At 53.6% G+C, this 16,354-nt stretch carries 16 protein-coding genes; 12 read left to right on the forward strand and 4 right to left on the reverse strand.

Annotation, left to right across the window (positions count from 1 at the left end; all coding sequences use genetic code 11):
• Window positions 1-27 precede the first annotated feature (27 nt).
• The 6 genes from NBH13_RS00095 to tig all read left to right on the forward strand — a co-directional run bounded on the left by NBH13_RS00095 (window position 28) and on the right by tig (window position 7,317).
• Window positions 28-222, forward strand: coding sequence for a hypothetical protein (locus NBH13_RS00095; protein WP_003834504.1), 195 nt, complete (start codon window positions 28-30; stop codon window positions 220-222).
• Window positions 223-409: 187 nt separating this feature from the next.
• Window positions 410-2,785, forward strand: coding sequence for a formate C-acetyltransferase (gene pflB / locus NBH13_RS00100; protein ID WP_065441090.1), 2,376 nt, complete (start codon window positions 410-412; stop codon window positions 2,783-2,785).
• Window positions 2,786-2,904: 119 nt separating this feature from the next.
• The gene (gene pflA, locus NBH13_RS00105) at window positions 2,905-3,786 is read left to right on the forward strand and encodes a pyruvate formate-lyase-activating protein (protein ID WP_250778438.1); all 882 of its coding nucleotides are present in this window, start codon (window positions 2,905-2,907) and stop codon (window positions 3,784-3,786) included.
• A gap of 199 nt (window positions 3,787-3,985) precedes the next feature.
• Window positions 3,986-4,618, forward strand: coding sequence for a DUF3000 family protein (locus NBH13_RS00110; protein ID WP_250778440.1), 633 nt, complete (start codon window positions 3,986-3,988; stop codon window positions 4,616-4,618).
• Window positions 4,611-5,903, forward strand: coding sequence for an HRDC domain-containing protein (locus NBH13_RS00115; protein ID WP_186291087.1), 1,293 nt, complete (start codon window positions 4,611-4,613; stop codon window positions 5,901-5,903). Before NBH13_RS00110 ends, NBH13_RS00115 begins: the two co-directional genes overlap by 8 nt.
• A gap of 52 nt (window positions 5,904-5,955) precedes the next feature.
• Window positions 5,956-7,317 (forward strand): trigger factor, encoded by a 1,362-nt coding sequence (gene tig / locus NBH13_RS00120; protein ID WP_144171439.1) that lies wholly within the window; start codon window positions 5,956-5,958, stop codon window positions 7,315-7,317.
• Between the two features lie 141 nt (window positions 7,318-7,458).
• Here tig and NBH13_RS00125 read toward each other — a convergent pair whose 3' ends face one another.
• On the reverse strand, window positions 7,459-8,130 hold the full coding sequence (locus NBH13_RS00125) for an ElyC/SanA/YdcF family protein (RefSeq protein WP_502801752.1): 672 nt from the start codon (window positions 8,128-8,130) through the stop codon (window positions 7,459-7,461).
• A gap of 262 nt (window positions 8,131-8,392) precedes the next feature.
• Between NBH13_RS00125 and NBH13_RS00130 the strand changes: the two genes are divergently transcribed.
• Window positions 8,393-9,106, forward strand: a complete 714-nt coding sequence (locus NBH13_RS00130; protein WP_250778444.1) for a GNAT family N-acetyltransferase — start codon at window positions 8,393-8,395, stop codon at window positions 9,104-9,106.
• Window positions 9,107-9,395: 289 nt separating this feature from the next.
• Here NBH13_RS00130 and NBH13_RS00135 read toward each other — a convergent pair whose 3' ends face one another.
• Complete coding sequence (locus NBH13_RS00135) at window positions 9,396-9,719, reverse strand: YdcF family protein (RefSeq protein ID WP_250778452.1); 324 nt, start codon at window positions 9,717-9,719, stop codon at window positions 9,396-9,398.
• A gap of 509 nt (window positions 9,720-10,228) precedes the next feature.
• On the opposite strand from NBH13_RS00135, the gene NBH13_RS00140 reads away from it, so the two are divergent.
• Entirely contained in the window at window positions 10,229-10,381 is a 153-nt protein-coding gene (locus NBH13_RS00140) for a hypothetical protein (protein WP_250778454.1), read from the forward strand.
• Window positions 10,381-10,884, forward strand: a complete 504-nt coding sequence (locus NBH13_RS00145) for an ECF transporter S component (protein WP_250778456.1) — start codon at window positions 10,381-10,383, stop codon at window positions 10,882-10,884. The genes NBH13_RS00140 and NBH13_RS00145 overlap by 1 nt, the downstream gene beginning before the upstream one ends.
• Window positions 10,885-10,901: 17 nt before the next feature.
• Here NBH13_RS00145 and NBH13_RS00150 read toward each other — a convergent pair whose 3' ends face one another.
• Window positions 10,902-11,657, reverse strand: coding sequence for a metallophosphoesterase (locus NBH13_RS00150; RefSeq protein WP_250778458.1), 756 nt, complete (start codon window positions 11,655-11,657; stop codon window positions 10,902-10,904).
• A gap of 769 nt (window positions 11,658-12,426) precedes the next feature.
• Between NBH13_RS00150 and NBH13_RS00155 the strand changes: the two genes are divergently transcribed.
• Complete coding sequence (locus NBH13_RS00155; protein ID WP_250778459.1) at window positions 12,427-12,819, forward strand: nucleotidyltransferase family protein; 393 nt, start codon at window positions 12,427-12,429, stop codon at window positions 12,817-12,819.
• A 91-nt stretch (window positions 12,820-12,910) separates the two neighbouring features.
• On the opposite strand, the gene NBH13_RS00160 is transcribed toward NBH13_RS00155, so the two are convergent.
• Entirely contained in the window at window positions 12,911-13,795 is an 885-nt protein-coding gene (locus NBH13_RS00160; protein ID WP_250778461.1) for an Abi family protein, read from the reverse strand.
• 269 nt (window positions 13,796-14,064) lie between these two features.
• Here NBH13_RS00160 and NBH13_RS00165 point away from each other — a divergent pair, with 269 nt between their 5' ends.
• Together NBH13_RS00165 and NBH13_RS00170 are read left to right on the forward strand one after the other, a co-directional pair.
• Window positions 14,065-14,265 carry a hypothetical protein gene (locus NBH13_RS00165; RefSeq protein ID WP_080788621.1) on the forward strand — a complete coding sequence of 67 codons (201 nt, stop codon included), beginning with the start codon at window positions 14,065-14,067 and terminating at the stop codon, window positions 14,263-14,265.
• Between the two features lie 885 nt (window positions 14,266-15,150).
• The gene (locus NBH13_RS00170; protein ID WP_250778463.1) at window positions 15,151-16,323 is read left to right on the forward strand and encodes an EcsC family protein; all 1,173 of its coding nucleotides are present in this window, start codon (window positions 15,151-15,153) and stop codon (window positions 16,321-16,323) included.
• Window positions 16,324-16,354 lie beyond the last annotated feature (31 nt).

Consider the following 16,354-nt stretch of genomic DNA (forward strand, 5'->3'; position numbering starts at 1 on the left):
TTCGTTACACGCTTCGTAAGGAGTGATATGGAAAAGCAATGGTATTTCAATACGGTCACCGAACAGCCTGAACTGGGTATGATCTCACCGGCGAGCCATCGTATGGGACCATACAAAACCAGGGAAGACGCGCTCGATGCATGGAAGATCGTACAGGAACGCAACATCAAATGGGAAGAACAGGATCGCGAATGGAAACGCTGGTCTTCCGATGAAAAGTAGTTGATTCGATATATGAAATCGCGGTGTCCGGATTACGGCACCGCGATTTTTTATACTTCGCAAGTGTGACATATGTCACTTTTATTTCCTCGTAAACTCAGGTTCTATACAGGTTTATGCAGCTAGAATCGATAACTAGCGACGACGTAACGATGCGTCGCCAAACCAACACCCAGAAGGAGTGGAAATGGCAGCAGTTGATGCGACGGCAGTCTCCCCGGAAGAGCTTCAGGCTAAGGCTTGGGAAGGCTTCGCTGAGGGCAACTGGCAGAAGGACATTGATGTCCGTGACTTTATTCAGAAGAACTATACGCCTTATGAGGGCGATGAGTCTTTCCTGGCTGACGCCACCGAGAAGACCAAGCACCTGTGGCAGTACCTCGATGACAACTATCTGGCAGTAGAGCGCAAGCAGCGCGTCTACGACGTCGACACCCACACCCCTGCTGGCATCGACGCATTCGGCGCCGGCTACATCGACTCTCCGGAAGTCGACAATGTGGTTGTCGGTCTGCAGACCGACGTTCCTTGCAAGCGCGCCATGATGCCGAACGGCGGTTGGCGTATGGTCGAGCAGGCCATCAAGGAAGCCGGCAAGGAGCCGGATCCGGAAATCAAGAAGATCTTCACCAAGTACCGCAAGACCCACAATGACGGTGTTTTCGGCGTGTACACCAAGCAGATTAAGGTCGCCCGCCACAACAAGATTCTCACCGGCCTGCCGGATGCCTACGGCCGCGGCCGCATCATCGGCGATTACCGTCGTGTGGCACTGTACGGTGTGAACGCCCTGATCAAGTTCAAGCAGCGCGACAAGGATTCCGTGCCGTACCGCAACGACTTCACCGAGCCGGAGATCGAGCACTGGATCCGCTTCCGCGAAGAGCATGACGAACAGATCAAGGCCCTGAAGCAGCTGATCAACCTCGGTAACGAGTATGGTCTTGACCTGTCCCGCCCAGCGCAGACCGCTCAGGAAGCAGTGCAGTGGACCTACATGGGCTACCTCGCTTCCGTCAAGAGCCAGGACGGCGCTGCAATGTCGTTCGGCCGCGTCTCCACCTTCTTCGACGTGTACTTCGAGCGCGACCTGAAGTCCGGCAAGATCACCGAGACCGACGCTCAGGAAATCATCGACAACCTGGTCATGAAGCTGCGCATCGTGCGCTTCCTGCGTACCCAGGATTACGACGCGATCTTCTCCGGCGATCCGTACTGGGCGACTTGGTCCGACGCAGGCTTCGGCGACGACGGCCGCACCATGGTCACCAAGACTTCGTTCCGTCTGCTCAACACCCTGACTCTCGAGCACCTTGGACCTGGTCCGGAGCCGAACATCACCATCTTCTGGGATCCGAAGCTGCCGGAAGCCTACAAGCGCTTCTGCGCCAAGATCTCCATCGACACCTCGGCAATCCAGTACGAGTCCGACAAGGAAATCCGCTCCCACTGGGGCGATGACGCTGCAATCGCATGCTGCGTTTCCCCGATGCGCGTGGGCAAGCAGATGCAGTTCTTCGCAGCTCGTGTGAACTCCGCCAAGGCTCTGCTGTACGCCATCAACGGCGGCCGTGACGAAATGACCGGCATGCAGGTCATCGACAAGGGCGTTATCGAGCCGATTCAGCCGGAAGCCGACGGCTCCTTGGATTACGAGAAGGTCAAGGCCAACTACGAGAAGGCTCTCGAATGGCTGTCCGAGACCTACGTGATGGCTCTGAACATCATCCATTACATGCACGATAAGTATGCATACGAGTCCATCGAGATGGCTCTGCATGACAAGGAAGTGTACCGTACCCTCGGTTGCGGTATGTCCGGCCTGTCCATCGCAGCCGACTCCCTGTCCGCATGCAAGTACGCCAAGGTCTACCCGATCTACAACAAGGACGCCAAGACCACTCCGGGCCATGAGGACGAGTACGTCGAAGGCGCTGATGACGATCTGATCGTCGGCTACCGTACCGAGGGTGAGTTCCCGCTGTACGGCAACGATGATGATCGCGCCGACGAGATCGCCAAGTGGGTTGTCTCTACCGTCATGGGCCAGGTCAAGCGCCTGCCGGTGTACCGCGGAGCGGTCCCGACCCAGTCCATCCTGACCATCACCTCCAACGTGGAATACGGCAAGGCCACCGGCGCCTTCCCGTCCGGCCACAAGAAGGGCACCCCGTATGCTCCGGGCGCAAACCCGGAGAACGGCATGGACTCCCATGGCATGCTGCCTTCCATGTTCTCCGTCGGCAAGATCGACTACAACGACGCTCTTGACGGCATCTCGCTGACCAACACCATCACCCCTGATGGCTTGGGCCGCGACGAGGATGAGCGCATCGGCAACCTCGTGGGCATTCTGGACGCCGGCAACGGCCACGGTCTGTACCACGCCAACATCAACGTGCTGCGCAAGGAACAGCTCGAGGATGCCGTCGAGCATCCGGAAAAGTACCCGCACCTGACCGTGCGCGTCTCCGGCTACGCGGTGAACTTCGTCAAGCTCACCAAGGAGCAGCAGCTCGACGTGATCTCCCGTACGTTCCACCAGGGCGCCGTCGTCGACTGAGACTGAACGGCACCGTGTGAAGCGGTAGAGTGCAAGGGGCGGAGCGTGAAAGCTTCGCCCCTTGGTTTTCCCTGTACAATGTGGGGAAACCATTGGAGAGATACAACGAAAGGACACCGATGTCTGAGAACGTACATTTTCGCTCCACAACAAGGCATATGCTCAGAGAATCGCAAAACTACGTCAACCAAACGCTTATGGGAGGGTTGTCAGGCTTCGAATCGCCGATCGGACTGGACCGGCGTGACCGCATCAACGCGCTGAAAAGCGGTGATATCGGCTTCGTGCATTCCTGGGACATCAACACGTCCGTCGACGGTCCGGGAACACGCATGACCGTCTTCATGAGTGGCTGCCCATTGCGTTGCCAGTATTGCCAGAATCCGGATACGTGGAAAATGCGTGACGGCAAGCCCGTCTATTACGAGGCCATGGTCAAAAAGATCGAACGCTATATGGATCTTTTCAAGGCGACGCATGGCGGTATCACCTTTTCGGGCGGCGAATCCATGATGCAACCGGCGTTTGTTTCCCGCGTGTTCCGTGCGGCCAAGGAGATGGGCGTGCACACCTGCCTCGATACTTCCGGATTCCTTGGCGCAAGTTACACCGACGACATGCTGGACGACATCGACTTGTGCCTGCTCGACGTTAAATCCGGCGATGAGGAAACCTACAAGAAGGTGACTGGCGGCATTCTGCAACCGACCATCGATTTCGGACAGCGTCTGGCCAAGGCCGGCAAGAAGATCTGGGTGCGTTTCGTGCTTGTGCCCGGACTCACCTCATCCGAGGAAAACGTTGAGAATGTGGCGAAGATCTGCGAGTCGTTCGGCGACGCAGTGGAACATATCGATGTGCTTGGATTCCACCAGCTTGGCCGTCCAAAATGGCACATGCTCAACATTCCCTACCCGTTGGAAGACCAGAAAGGGCCGTCCGAGGCAATGAAACAGCGTGTGGTGGAACAATTCCAATCGCACGGCTTTACCGTCTACTAAACAGGAGACCACGCACATCCCGTGACGGCGATGCTTAGGCAAATCAACCATATGAAAGCACCTCAGCGATCGAAGAACAGGGGATTCTTGCGCAGTTTATGAAACCAGCATTCGCCACGCGGAAAAATCTTCACATTCGACGCGTGGCGAAATGCTGTGAAATACCATGAAAACGGTGTCACGGCCGTAGTCTTGAATCATGGCGGACATCTATGCTTTTCCTCAGGGTGCACTCGACGAAGCGCGCACCACAGATAGGGGATCGTGCGCCTGCGCAGCCCCTCCTGAACAAATGTTGACCCGACCCTCCGGCGTGCCAGACAAGGTATGGGACGCCGTGCTTTCCGTAGAACGCATGCCTCGATTACCAAGCGTGTCGTATCGTGAGATTCCAGTGCCGTGCGCCATGGCGAGTTTCGGCATTGGAGTTGAGATGCAATGCGACGAGGCGCGTTCCACAGGCTGGATCATGGTGTTGTATTCGCACAAATACCGAAATGACTGGCATTCTCATTGGCGTTGCGTCGCTTTCGCCGCGTTGCCGTTGTCTGGAGGCGAAGGCGATTGTCTGACACCGTCCATGTATTGGGATGCGATGATGGACCGTGTCGGCTCGTACGATGTCGAACATGTTTCGGGAACCGTCACAGTCACGAAAAGCACGACGTTTGGCACTCAGTCCGACGCTCCCGAAACCGGGTGTGAGATTCGTGTGTCTTGGACGCCACTAGACTATGCCGATGGAGGCCTTGACGCGGGCGCCCAAGTGGGCGCGTGGGCTAGGTTCCTCCGGTCCATGACGCAATCCGAGGAGGATTATCCCGTTGACTGACGAGCCAAGGTTGCAGGCCGAGCCGCGTGAGGGCGTGCCCGATGTGATCGACACCCTACCGGCATTCCGCGAGTACTGCAGCGCATTGGCGTCTTCGCATGGGTCTTTGGCTGCGGATGCGGAGCGAGCATCCGGTTTCCGATACGGTCATGACGATTGGTTGGTGCAGTTCAAAAGGGACGGTGCCGGCATAGGTTTGCTTGACCCACAGGCATTGGCTGCCGAAGGTGTTAATTGGAACGATTTCAATGCTGCCGTAGGCGACGCGGTATGGATTCTGCATGATTCGTTGCAGGATTTGCCGGGATTCGCTGATTTGGGATTGCAGCCGAAACGTTTGTTTGATACGGAAATCGCCGCGCGGCTGCTGGGTCTCAAACGTTTCGGATTGGCCGCTGTCACCGAACATTATCTGGGATTGACGCTTGCGAAAGAGCATTCCGCAGCTGATTGGTCATATCGTCCATTGCCGCGTGACTGGCGTAATTATGCGGCGCTGGACGTTGAACTGCTGATCGAACTCGAATCGACCATGCGCGCCGAGTTGCAAAAGCAAGGCAAGATCGAATGGGCCGAGGAAGAATTCGATTACGCGCTGCGCGAAGGAACCGCGCCGCGCAAAGAGCATCCCATCCCATGGTTGCGCATCTCGCATATCACCGAGATCATGAAGGACCGCCAGGCTCTGGCCGTGGCAAAAGCCCTGTGGCTCAAACGAGACGAACTGGCTCGCGAATACGATATCGCACCCACATTGCTGCTTGCCGACAGCACCATCATTGAAGTGGCGGAGCGCAAACCGCACAATGCGGCGCAATTCAGAGCGGTTCGTTCCATCAACGAGCGTGTGCGCATCCAGGCCGGTGCCGAACAGGAGAAAATGTTCGAACGTTACGCGCCGATCCAACGTAAAATCAAGCCAAGCATGTGGAAGAGAATAATCCAACAGGCGCTTGATCTGCCGGAAAGCGAATGGCCGGTCATAGACAACAATCCTCAAAATCAGGAAGCACAGACCACGTCCGCTCCACGGGCGACGCGAGTCTGGAGGGAACGTTATCCGGAACGTCTCGCAACGCTTGACAAGGCACGCAAGATGGTGGCGCAGATAGCGGAAGACACGCGTACCCCTGCGGACGTCATCATCAAACCGCAGTATCTGCGCAACCTGTGTTGGACCGACGAACCGCAAAAACGTGACGTTGCGCAATTCCTCACCGACCAGGGCGCGAGGGCGTGGCAGGTCGCGCTGGTTGCAGAGTCCGTGAGTCGCGCTATCATGTAGAGGTTGCCTAACGGCAGAAATGTGAAGAACCGTATTTTTCAGGAGCGCAAGCGTGAAAATCAGCGTCAGGAATCTTGAGCCGACCAAGGTGAAGCTCACCATCACCGTTGATCCGGAAGAGTTCAACCCGTATCTCGACAATGCTCGCAAGGAAATCGCCAAGCAGGTGAACGTGCCTGGCTTCCGTAAGGGCCACGTGCCCGGCAAGATTATCGACCAGCGCATCGGTTTCGGTGCCGTTGCTGGCGAAGCCGTGAACAACGGTGTGCCGGAGCTGTACTCCAAGGCTCTCGAAGAAAAGGGCATCCACCCGATGGCCCAGCCGGAAATCGACGTTCAGGAAGTGCCGGAATCCGCTAAGGACGAGACCAAGCTGAAGTTTGTGGCCACCGTTGAGCGCCGCCCGGACATCGAGCTGCCGGCAATCGACGGCATGGAGATTGAGGTCGCCAAGGCTGAAATCACCGACGAAGACATCAACAACCGTCTGGAAGCCCTGCGCCAGCGTTTCGGCACCCTCGTGGGTGTGGACCGTCCGGCCGCCAAGGGCGACTACGCCAACATCGACCTGACCGCCGAAATCAACGGTGAAGTGGTCGACTCCCAGGAAGGCGTGAGCTACGAGCTCGGCTCCGAAACCATGCTCGACGGTCTGGATGAGGCTCTCGAAGGCCTGTCTGCCGGCGAAGAGACCACCTTCGAAGGCACGCTGGAAGCTGGCGACCACGAGGGCGAGAAGGCTCAGATCAAGGTCAAGGTCAACTCCGTTAAGGCTGAAGAGCTGCCGGAGCTCGACGATGACTTCGCTTCCGAAGCATCTGAGTTCGATACCCTCGACGAGCTGAAGGAAGATCTCAAGAAGGCCGCTTCCCAGGATGCCGAAGGCCGTCAGGCTACCGCAGCCCGCGACGCTTTCATCGCAAAGCTCGAAGAAGGCCTGGAGATTCCGGTGCCGAAGGGCGTCAAGGCTGAAATGGTTGAGCAGCAGCTCAAGGGTGTGACCGCTGATCCGGCCAACGCCACCAAGGAGCAGAAGGCAGAAGCCGAAGAAACTGTCGAAAAGGAACTGCGCGACCAGATGGTGCTCGACGTGCTCTCCGAGAAGCTGGATGTCAAGGTCTCCCAGGCCGACGTGTTCAACTTCCTCGCTTCCATCGCCCAGCAGTACGGCATGGATCCGAACGCCTTCATCCAGGCCATCATGCGCAACGGCCAGCTCGGCTCCGCAGTGCAGGAAGTCGGCCGTTCCAAGGGCCTGCTCGCCGGCATGCGTGCCGTGACCTTCAAGTCCGAGGGTGAAACCCTGGACCTGAGCGCCTTCCTTGGCGAAGCCGCTGAAGATGAAGAAGCCGAGAGCGTTGAAGCTGCTTCCGCAGCCGCCGCTGTGGCTGACGAACTTGCTTCCGAAGAGTGAGCTTCGCTTAATGCCTGACTCGCGAGAGTCATCTTTCTAAAGCGTTGAGGGGTGAAATCCATATGGGATTCCACCCCTCAATTTATTTATTCGGTTTCGGCATCCTTAAACAGGGCAAGACAGAGACTGCCGAAACATGAGTTACAGCAGGAATTTAATCTCAGCAAAAAACTCGCGAACCATGTTGTTGACAAGCATATCCTGAGGGGAACCGGCCGCAATGCCTTGGGCGTTGTCCAAACCATATTTGTCGGCAATCTGCAACGCGCGGAACATGTGGAAATTGTTGGTGATTACCCCTACGGAAGCATTATCGTCACTGATCAGCTTCTTGCTGTTGACAATGTTTTCCTCAGTGGTCTTCGAATCCGGCTCTTCAAGAATGCGCTGCTCGTCAATGCCATGTTCTTTAAGATAATCAGCCATGCCTTGGGCTTCGGGGAACGGCTCGTTCGGTCCCTTTCCACCGGAGACTATGCATGTGGTATTCGGGTTCGCGTCCAAATACTCAATAGCCTTGTCAAGACGGTAACGAAGCACAAGGCTTGGCCCGGACTTGCGCACCTGAGCTCCAAGCACCACCACATAATCGAGATTTGGTTCACCTTGCGTATGCATTTTGCTGACAATGCAACCTTCCACCGTGCCGAATGCGACCAGACCGACGCATGCGACTGCGATCGCCACACCTCTGACCAGTCTTGGCAGCATCGCCCACCATTGGAAGAGCACTCCGAATCCAAGCACGGCGAACAGCGCCGCGAATGCTAGCCAGACAATCCAGAATACTGTGCCGGAATGCGTGTTACTCACTGCGAAAGAGTAACAAACACATACCGCGGCGAGCACTATGCATAGCGCGCCCGCAATTCGTCTAACCAACGTTGCCATATGAACCTCTCATTCATTGCGCGTCACACGCAATCCTGTCTCATCCTAAACTTGTGACCCCCAGACCCCCAAGCTTCACATGCCAATGCCAACAAATCCTACGCATTCCTGTTATTTCAATACCATGCGCATTATGTCATCCGTGAGCGGAGTTTTGGTATGGCTGCGGCTAGGATGGGGGAGCATGACTTCAGAAATGATTATGCTCCGACCGATGCGTCGCACGGATTTTCCCGCGCTTGAAGAGCTTGTCCGTCAGGCTTGGTATGTGGATGATGAGTCGGATGATAATGGGAACGTTCCGAACGATGAGCGCGGGTTGCGTAAGTATAAGCTGCGCAAGGCGATTCGTCTGCGCAATATGCACCGACTTGCGGCAATCGACATGCATGATTTTCTTTCCCGCACCACCGAGGCTACGGTCGCTGAACGTGATGGTCGGGTGCTTGGCGTGGTATTGGGCTCGTTGAGATCCCGTGTTACCACAGCGCAGAGGATACGTCATGCTATTGTGCGAAATTGCTTGGCGTTGCCCTTGTTGGCAAGCAAGGATGGCCGTCGAGGACTTGCCGATCAGATTGCGATTTTGCAGGCCGATGAAGTGTTGAAGCGAGATGCCGGCAAAAGCTATCAGGCTGAGGTAACGCTGTTCGTGGTTTCCCCGGAAGCGCGGGGCATGGGCGTCGGTCGTAAGCTGTTCAACCACATGCTTGACGTGTTTCGTGATGCTGGAATGAACGAGTATTTCCTCTTCACTGACACTACCTGTGATTACGGTTTTTATGATTACCGTGGTTTGACGCGTAAAGCGGAATGTACCATACGTAGGGATTCCTTTACTCAGGGCGGTTTGGAAGACGGTTCGCTTTCCTTCTTCCTGTACGAGGGGCGCTGCTGAACATTTTTGCCCATCACTGTGAAAGGCGAGACGGGACGGGAGATTATCCGCAAACGTGACGAACACCTGCTGCGGGCATTGGTAGAGGAGTGTTCGGTCGCGAAAACAGGAACTTAATTTCCGCGAAAAATTCGCGGAGCATATTGTTTGGCAGCATTTCGCGAGGTGAGTTGGCGGCAATGCCCTCAGCTCCGATTAGTCCGTTTTTATGCGCGATCTGCAATGCGCGGAACATGTGGAATTGGTCACGATGCCGATTGTGGCATTGGGCTTTGTAATCAGAGCACGACTATTCGAGATGTTTTTCCTGCGTGGTCTTCGACTTCATCTCTTTGATGATGCGGTTTTTCTTGATGCCGTACGATTCAAGGTAGTTGGTCATGCCCTGCGCTTCCGCGACCGGTTCATTCGGCCCTTTGCCACCGGAGACGATGTAAGTGGTGCCCGGATTTTCGTTCAGATGGTCGATTGCGGTGTCAAGACGATACCGCAGCACTTTGCTCGGACTTGATTTGCGCACCTGCGCTCCAAGCACCACCACATAGTCGAGATTAGGATCGGCGTGCTCGTCCATTCTGCTGATGATGCACCCCTCCACAGTGCCGAACGCCACAATGCCGATAAAGATCAGAGCAATAATGACATTCTGTACGAGACGGGGAACATTTGATCACCAGTCGGTCGCTGCAGATCGCGAGTAGGATGAGAATGATTGCGATGACCAGCCAGATCATCCAAAAGCTGGTGCCGGAATGAACTCTCCGCACGACGAACGCATAGAACGCCGACAATAGAGCCAATGCAATGCACAGAACGACTCCCAACCGTTGTCCCATCGTCTTCATGCCAACCTCTTAATGCGTGTTGCCTTTTTCTTAAGTCCACCACTCAATCCCTGTCTAAGAATAAATGCGATAACGGATAAGACCGTCATATTGTGGATGATGAGACGATTCCTTCGCGTTCCTTTCGGAATGTGAAGTCCCTGCTTTACATGGCATGAATCGCTCGTAATGACATCCGTCGTTCCTGCCCGGGCCGCGCAGGTCGAGGAACGGCCCACGGCGACCGCCGCGATCTCCAATTCACGGTGCGCGGCGTCAACCAAGGCAAGGATTCATCATGGCAGAGCCATCCTCTGAAACGATTACCCAAAAACCACGCATCCCGATGCTGAAGCATGCTCCGCAAACAACGGAGGAAACACGCAGATCCCTGAAATGGCGTGTCGTCGACATCGCCGTCGGAGCGGCCGTCGGCGTAATGTCCGGCTGATGTTCTGGGTGTTCGATGGCATGTCCTATGGCTTGTTTCCTTTACTGACTCTGATACTTCCAGGCTCCGCGGCACTGCTGCACGCATTGTTCTATTTCCCCGCCACACTGGGCTTGTTGATCGTACGCAAACCGGGCGCGTCGGCCTACGTGCTGTTAGTCGCCTCGTTCGTGGAAGTGGTGCTCGGCACGAAATACAGTGTGAGTCTGGTAGTGATCGCGCTCGTGCAGGCGCTCGCCGCCGAAACGGTGTTCGCGGTGTTCCGCTACCGCCGTTGGACGCTTGGCGTCACATTGCTGTCATCCGTGGCGATCGGCATCGTATACAACTTCTACCTGTTGTTCTTCTACTACCAGGCGTTTTCGTTCTTCAGCCCGCGCGGCCTTATCGGCACGGCATGCGAGCTGCTGAGCGCGATCGTATTCGCCGGGTTCGGCTCGTGGATCCTCTACCGAGCCTTGGCCAAGTCGGGAGTCCTCACCCGCTTTGTCTCCGGACGATGACGCATGCTCGAGGGAATTTACTTTGATTGGTCGGCGTGCCGGAATGTGAACCAGGCGAGGATCTGTTGTTCGCTGACTGGCTTGAAATCCCATGCGTCGAGCCCCACGTTCACGCTGAGCGGATCGGTGCCGTCTGGAATGCCTTGATGCGTGTGGCCGTAGAGCAGCCAACCTTCGGTGGTAGGCGCCACATCGGCGAACTTGTTCCAGTTTTCCGGCCAGTTGCCGTGTTCTTCGGCCAATGCCGAGAGTCTGGGAAAGTGGCTCATGCCTATGGTCTGCCGTGTGGTTGCGGCCGTCGGCTTGCCGGTTCCGTCGAGGACGGGAAGTTCCATGTCGATTTCACGGTAGTCGTCGATGGTCTCGAACACGTTCTCGTATAGCGCGTCATTGGATCGGAGACGGAAGTTGCGGTCGTGGTTGCCGATGATCAGGTGCAGATGGCGGCAGTTGATGCGGCGCAGGCAGTCGAGCGTGTGCTCGACGGTGCAACGGTAGGAGAGATCGCCGAGAATCCATAGCTCGTCATCACGCCCGACGGTCTCGTTGATGTTGCCGATGATGGTGTTCTCATGGCGTGTGATGTCGCAGATTGCTTTGAATGACGTCTGATTGTCGCGCACATATTGTTTGATCCATGTGTGCGCGGCGGCACGCCCCTGCGTCTGCCAGACATCACGGTATTCGGCGCGGAGCCTGCCATTGTTCAGGAATCCGCGCAGTGCGGTGACCAGAGGGTGGCCGAAATGCGTGTCCGAAGTGAAATAGCGCATGTGGTTCCTTACGGTATGCGATTGCTGGATGCCTTTATCAATGATAGAGCGCAACATTACGCGAAAAGCCTTCCCCAAAATGCTTGTTGGCTTGTTTGTGGCACTGTTTGGCGATTATGGCGAGTATGAGCGTTGGAATTCCAACGCTCATACTTCGGGTTTCGGCGTTCGGCTGCCACAAATAAGACAAGTAGCGAAAATCAAGTAGTGAAGACGGGCTGGGCCGGCTTGATTTATCCGGTAGATATCAGTGAATAATTACACGACGCGGCAAGATCGATTTACCAGGAAGCGCAATAGTCCGAGCGGTTTCCCGCCCATCAGTTTGGATGAGGAGAGTGCGGCCCGCGATCATGCGGCGCATGTGGGGCTGTGAGGGGCTGAAGCATTGCGGGGCATGCATACTGATGGAGGCTAATCAGAGGAATTCCGTGAAAAAACAAAAAACTGATGTTTCCGCAGCTGATACACCGCGTATGTTTTGTCGTATCCTTTAACGAATATCTGGGGGCGCTAATCAGGTGCATGTTCATCAGATGGGTTCGAAAGTGAGCGAGAAGCCTCGGTCTTTGCCAATGGCTTGCGATGAGGATTATTACGGATAAAGTTCGTCCCTGTTTGACGCTCTAGACGGTAATTAGCTTGTAAGCTAACATATCGGTATGGGAACAATACATGAGCTTAACGAAAAGCGCAAGCGATTAGGTTTCTCACAGAAAAGCGTGGCGGAATCCATGGGCGTGACCGCTCCTGTGCTGTCTCGCGCGCGGTGAGGGGGAATCCGACACAGGCTTTTACCCGGCGTTATCAGGATGCGCTTGACGCGATTTCGCGGGACACCACGCCTCAGCAGATAGCGGAGATTGCTCGTCCTATCGCGCTGCGGCATCATGTCAATGAACTGTACCTGTTCGGTTCCATGGCTCGAGGGGAGGGACATGCGGATTCGGATATCGATTTCATCTATCAGTTTGACGACACCGCCAATCCAATGATTGATGAGTGGGCTTTGCGTGATGATCTTGCATCGACTTTTGGTCGGGAGATCGACTTGGTGAAAAAACGATACATTACCATTGAACTGCAGGACAGACTGGCTGAAATGCAGCGTGTGATATTCGTCAATTCCATAACCTCCAATCCGATGTTCCGCATTATCTGAGGTGTGTCATATTTATCATTTCCTTCGATACTGGGCTTTCTCATGACAATGAGATTCGGGGAGCTGACAAATATTGGTCAGGTGGCTGTGTCTAATGCCACCGTTTAGGATGGCATAATCCCCAGAAATAGTCATCATTCGACTCAGCTTGCTTTATAAGCATGGATGAATATGTGGAATTCTTTTTTATTCCATCGATTAAATCCATGAGAACAATAAGAGATTTCCAGACGGAGCGGTCTTCATAAGCATATGAGCCATAGCGCTCAGCTGTGGCATCAAGGACTGGGGGAGGAAGGACAATCTCCCTGTTCCAAAGACGGCAATGGTGCGAGCAAATGTTGCGTAGATACACCATGCTGTGAATGATTTGCGCAGCACGTTGACGATTTTTCCCTAGAGAAAGCGACTGATTGAGTTCGTCAACAGCTGTTGTGTTGGTATGCAATGAAATCATTTTTGAGAGAGTGTCAAAGGGCATCGCCTCGACCGCCGCCCATATGGGAATAGGCTCGTTGTTATTCCGATAATGGCGAATGCATACTTCGCTGGAACGTTCAAGCCATTTGTGAATGTTCTCAATTAGAACTTCTCTGGCTTCGGTGCCATCGGAATATTTGATTGTCTTATATGAGCTGAGTTCCGTGTAGGAGTAGGCTCCTCCGTTTTGAGCAAGGTAGTAAGCGAAATGAGCCCGAAGCGTTTGTTCTAAGGATGATGTTCCACGAAGGATGAGTAGACGTAGCTGTTCATCCATTAAATAGGGGATCATGAAATCTCTAATGTGTGTTCCGTTTCGAAAGCGATTATTGCCATGGGAAGGATCAATCTGAAAGGCTCGGAAGTAGCCGGACAATCTGTAATAGTTGCAATCAAGAAGGACGGTACTGAAATCGGAGAATCCGGTGATATCCAAGCCTCGTTCTTCGACTAGAAGCGTCATCATCTCTTGTATTGTTTTTGGCTGCTTCGTCATGACTTATCCTTGCGTGGCTTGATAAAAAAAGAGCCCCCGGATTTGAGCATTGTTAAGAGGCTTGGAGGCTACTGTTATTAATTACGATAGCATAGTTGGTTCGCTTGGCCGATTCGAGCGTGTCTCAAGGAATGCTCCACCGTTGTTACAGAGAAGAAGAGACCCACCGCATTTCAGGACGTAAACGTAGCCTTGGATAGGACTGTACATTCTTTGGCGATTTGAACATGCCGCATATCATCCATCGAACGAATGAAGGAGCAGATACCATGGGCATTAAACACAGTGCGTCTTATCAGAGTGAGGAGAACATGGCCAAGAACTCGAGTGGTCGATTGGCCGATGTGCTCGTGCGCAATCTAAATGGTGAGTTCGATGAGACCGGTATGGAACTCCGCCCGGAATTCAGAAAAGCTAAGTCCTCGGAAGACGACGAAGTCACGATTCATGCGATTGAGATAGATGACTGAAAAACCCCGATGGGTTGGAGATATTAAAAAGGAGAAGGCGACGCATCGGCTCCTCCTAGGTGTCGCCCGAAGGCTTCCACCGCAATTAAATTGTTAACCTAGCATGAAAACGAATGCCGCACGTCGATAGGACGGTTTTTCAATTCTCTTTTTGCAATTCGCCAGAACACGCGATGCCGCTATCGCACAGATGCTGCATAAGTTCATCCAGTGTTTTCGTTGCACTTCTATCCGTCGAAGTCATAAGAGCTAATTGTAACTTGAAGCATGCCGTAACAGTGTGGCATCTGCTGGCTCATGGTGTTGGAGGAATCTTTTCATTACAGCCATGTTTTTCGGACACTACCCGATCATGACGGGATTATGACGGGATTCGGATTTTGATGACGCGATTATGACGCGATTGCGACGCGATTCGGATTACAATGACGCGATTGCAGCTTGCGTATTCCCCGATTCAATATCTCGTTGTGCGTTTTACTGCCAAGGAGTTTCATGGGAGCATCGTTGGTTTCCTTGGCGATTGAACATGCCGTACGAATGACGAAGTATGTGATCAAGATCTGAGTGCGCGCATTTGTGCGTGCAAATACGTGCAAATGCGCACAAATGCGCGAGTGGCCTTGATTGATTCGTTGACTTGAACGCAGAATCTATCTGCTGGAAGTCCCTCGCGCTCGCGAAGAAAACATGGCTTATGGTAAATGCGCATTGTTCGCATATCATCCATCGAACAAGTAAGTGAGCAGATACCATGGGCGTTAAGCGTAGTGCGTCTTATCAGAGTAGGGAGAACATGGCTAACTCGGATTCAATGGATGGAAAGTGGAACAGGCTACACTTTGATGGGAAGACAAAGAAATACAAATGAAGAGGGTTGGCTCTATGACTTCCGATGATTCGCTGTTTGAGGAAGCGAAAAGTGACAAGGACACACGTAAGGCGGTTCAAAATCAAATTGCGGATATTAAGAATTTCGTCAAGGGCATCAATATTGATGAATTCAAAAATGGAGAATGGTTTGCGAAGTTGCTGACCTTCTCTCTTGATAAGTATGTCCAGAAGGTGAATGCTGACTATTTTAGGGGAAAATATCCCAACCTTCCTCCTGATGCAATTGTCCAAGCCCGAATAAAATTAGCGGCTAAATATGCGGGGATAGAGGGGTCTTTGACTGCAGCGGCGTATTCCACAGTTGTTATTGCGACCTTAGGATCAGCTGGTGGTGCTTCCCCTGCTACTGTGCCGGCTGGTCTTACTGCATTCGGTGTGGATTTGGTTTATGCTTCTCAGCTGCAGCTTCGTTTGGCATATGATATTGCAGTTTTATATGGCGTTCCGCTGGATTTGGAAGATCCTGAAGATTTGTGGAAACTGATCAGAATAGCTTTTGCCATACAGGTTGGAGAGGATGCCGGTAATGCTGTTCTAAAAGGGGTCCCGGCTGTGGTTCGACCAGTGGTAAAAGCGATTTTTTCAGGTCCCAGACTTGTCGCAGCCAAGAGCCTTCCGGTTATCGGCAAGTATTTATTGCGGCGCAACATCATCAAAATTTCAATTCCGGTGGTGAGCATACCGCTGTCTACGGGTGTGAATTATTGGATGACGAAGGTAACGGCAAATAAAGCCCGTGAAATCATGCGTAAAGAGGCCAAGATGATTGAATCCGCAAAGCGCATGGTGAATGCTTCGGAGCATTGCTTGGATGAATTATTATGGGCTGCTTGGATGATTATTGCCGCAAATGGTGCACAGCCGGATGAGGCTGAATATACATTGTTTCATTATCTGACTTTGATCAGTAGCGAGTCAGGTGTCTCAGCTGAGACGTTAGCTGAAATACGCAACACGGTAGAAGTGGATTATTCCAAAATCTGGAGCATGCTGAGTCAAGTTAGTGACGCTGCTCCGATTTATCGTGCATGTACTGTTATGGCAGCGGTCGATGGCAAGATCACAAGCCAAGAGATTGATGTGCTGCGGCGTCTGGCAGATTGTTGCGGTGAAACTTTCAACGAGCAGGAACTGCGCGCAGAAGCAAGACGATGGCGCAAATGATTCCTTCTTGTGAAGGTTGCGTCGTGTAGAA

This window comes from Bifidobacterium intestinale, assembly GCF_023656765.1.
Lineage (GTDB): Bacteria > Actinomycetota > Actinomycetes > Actinomycetales > Bifidobacteriaceae > Bifidobacterium > Bifidobacterium hominis.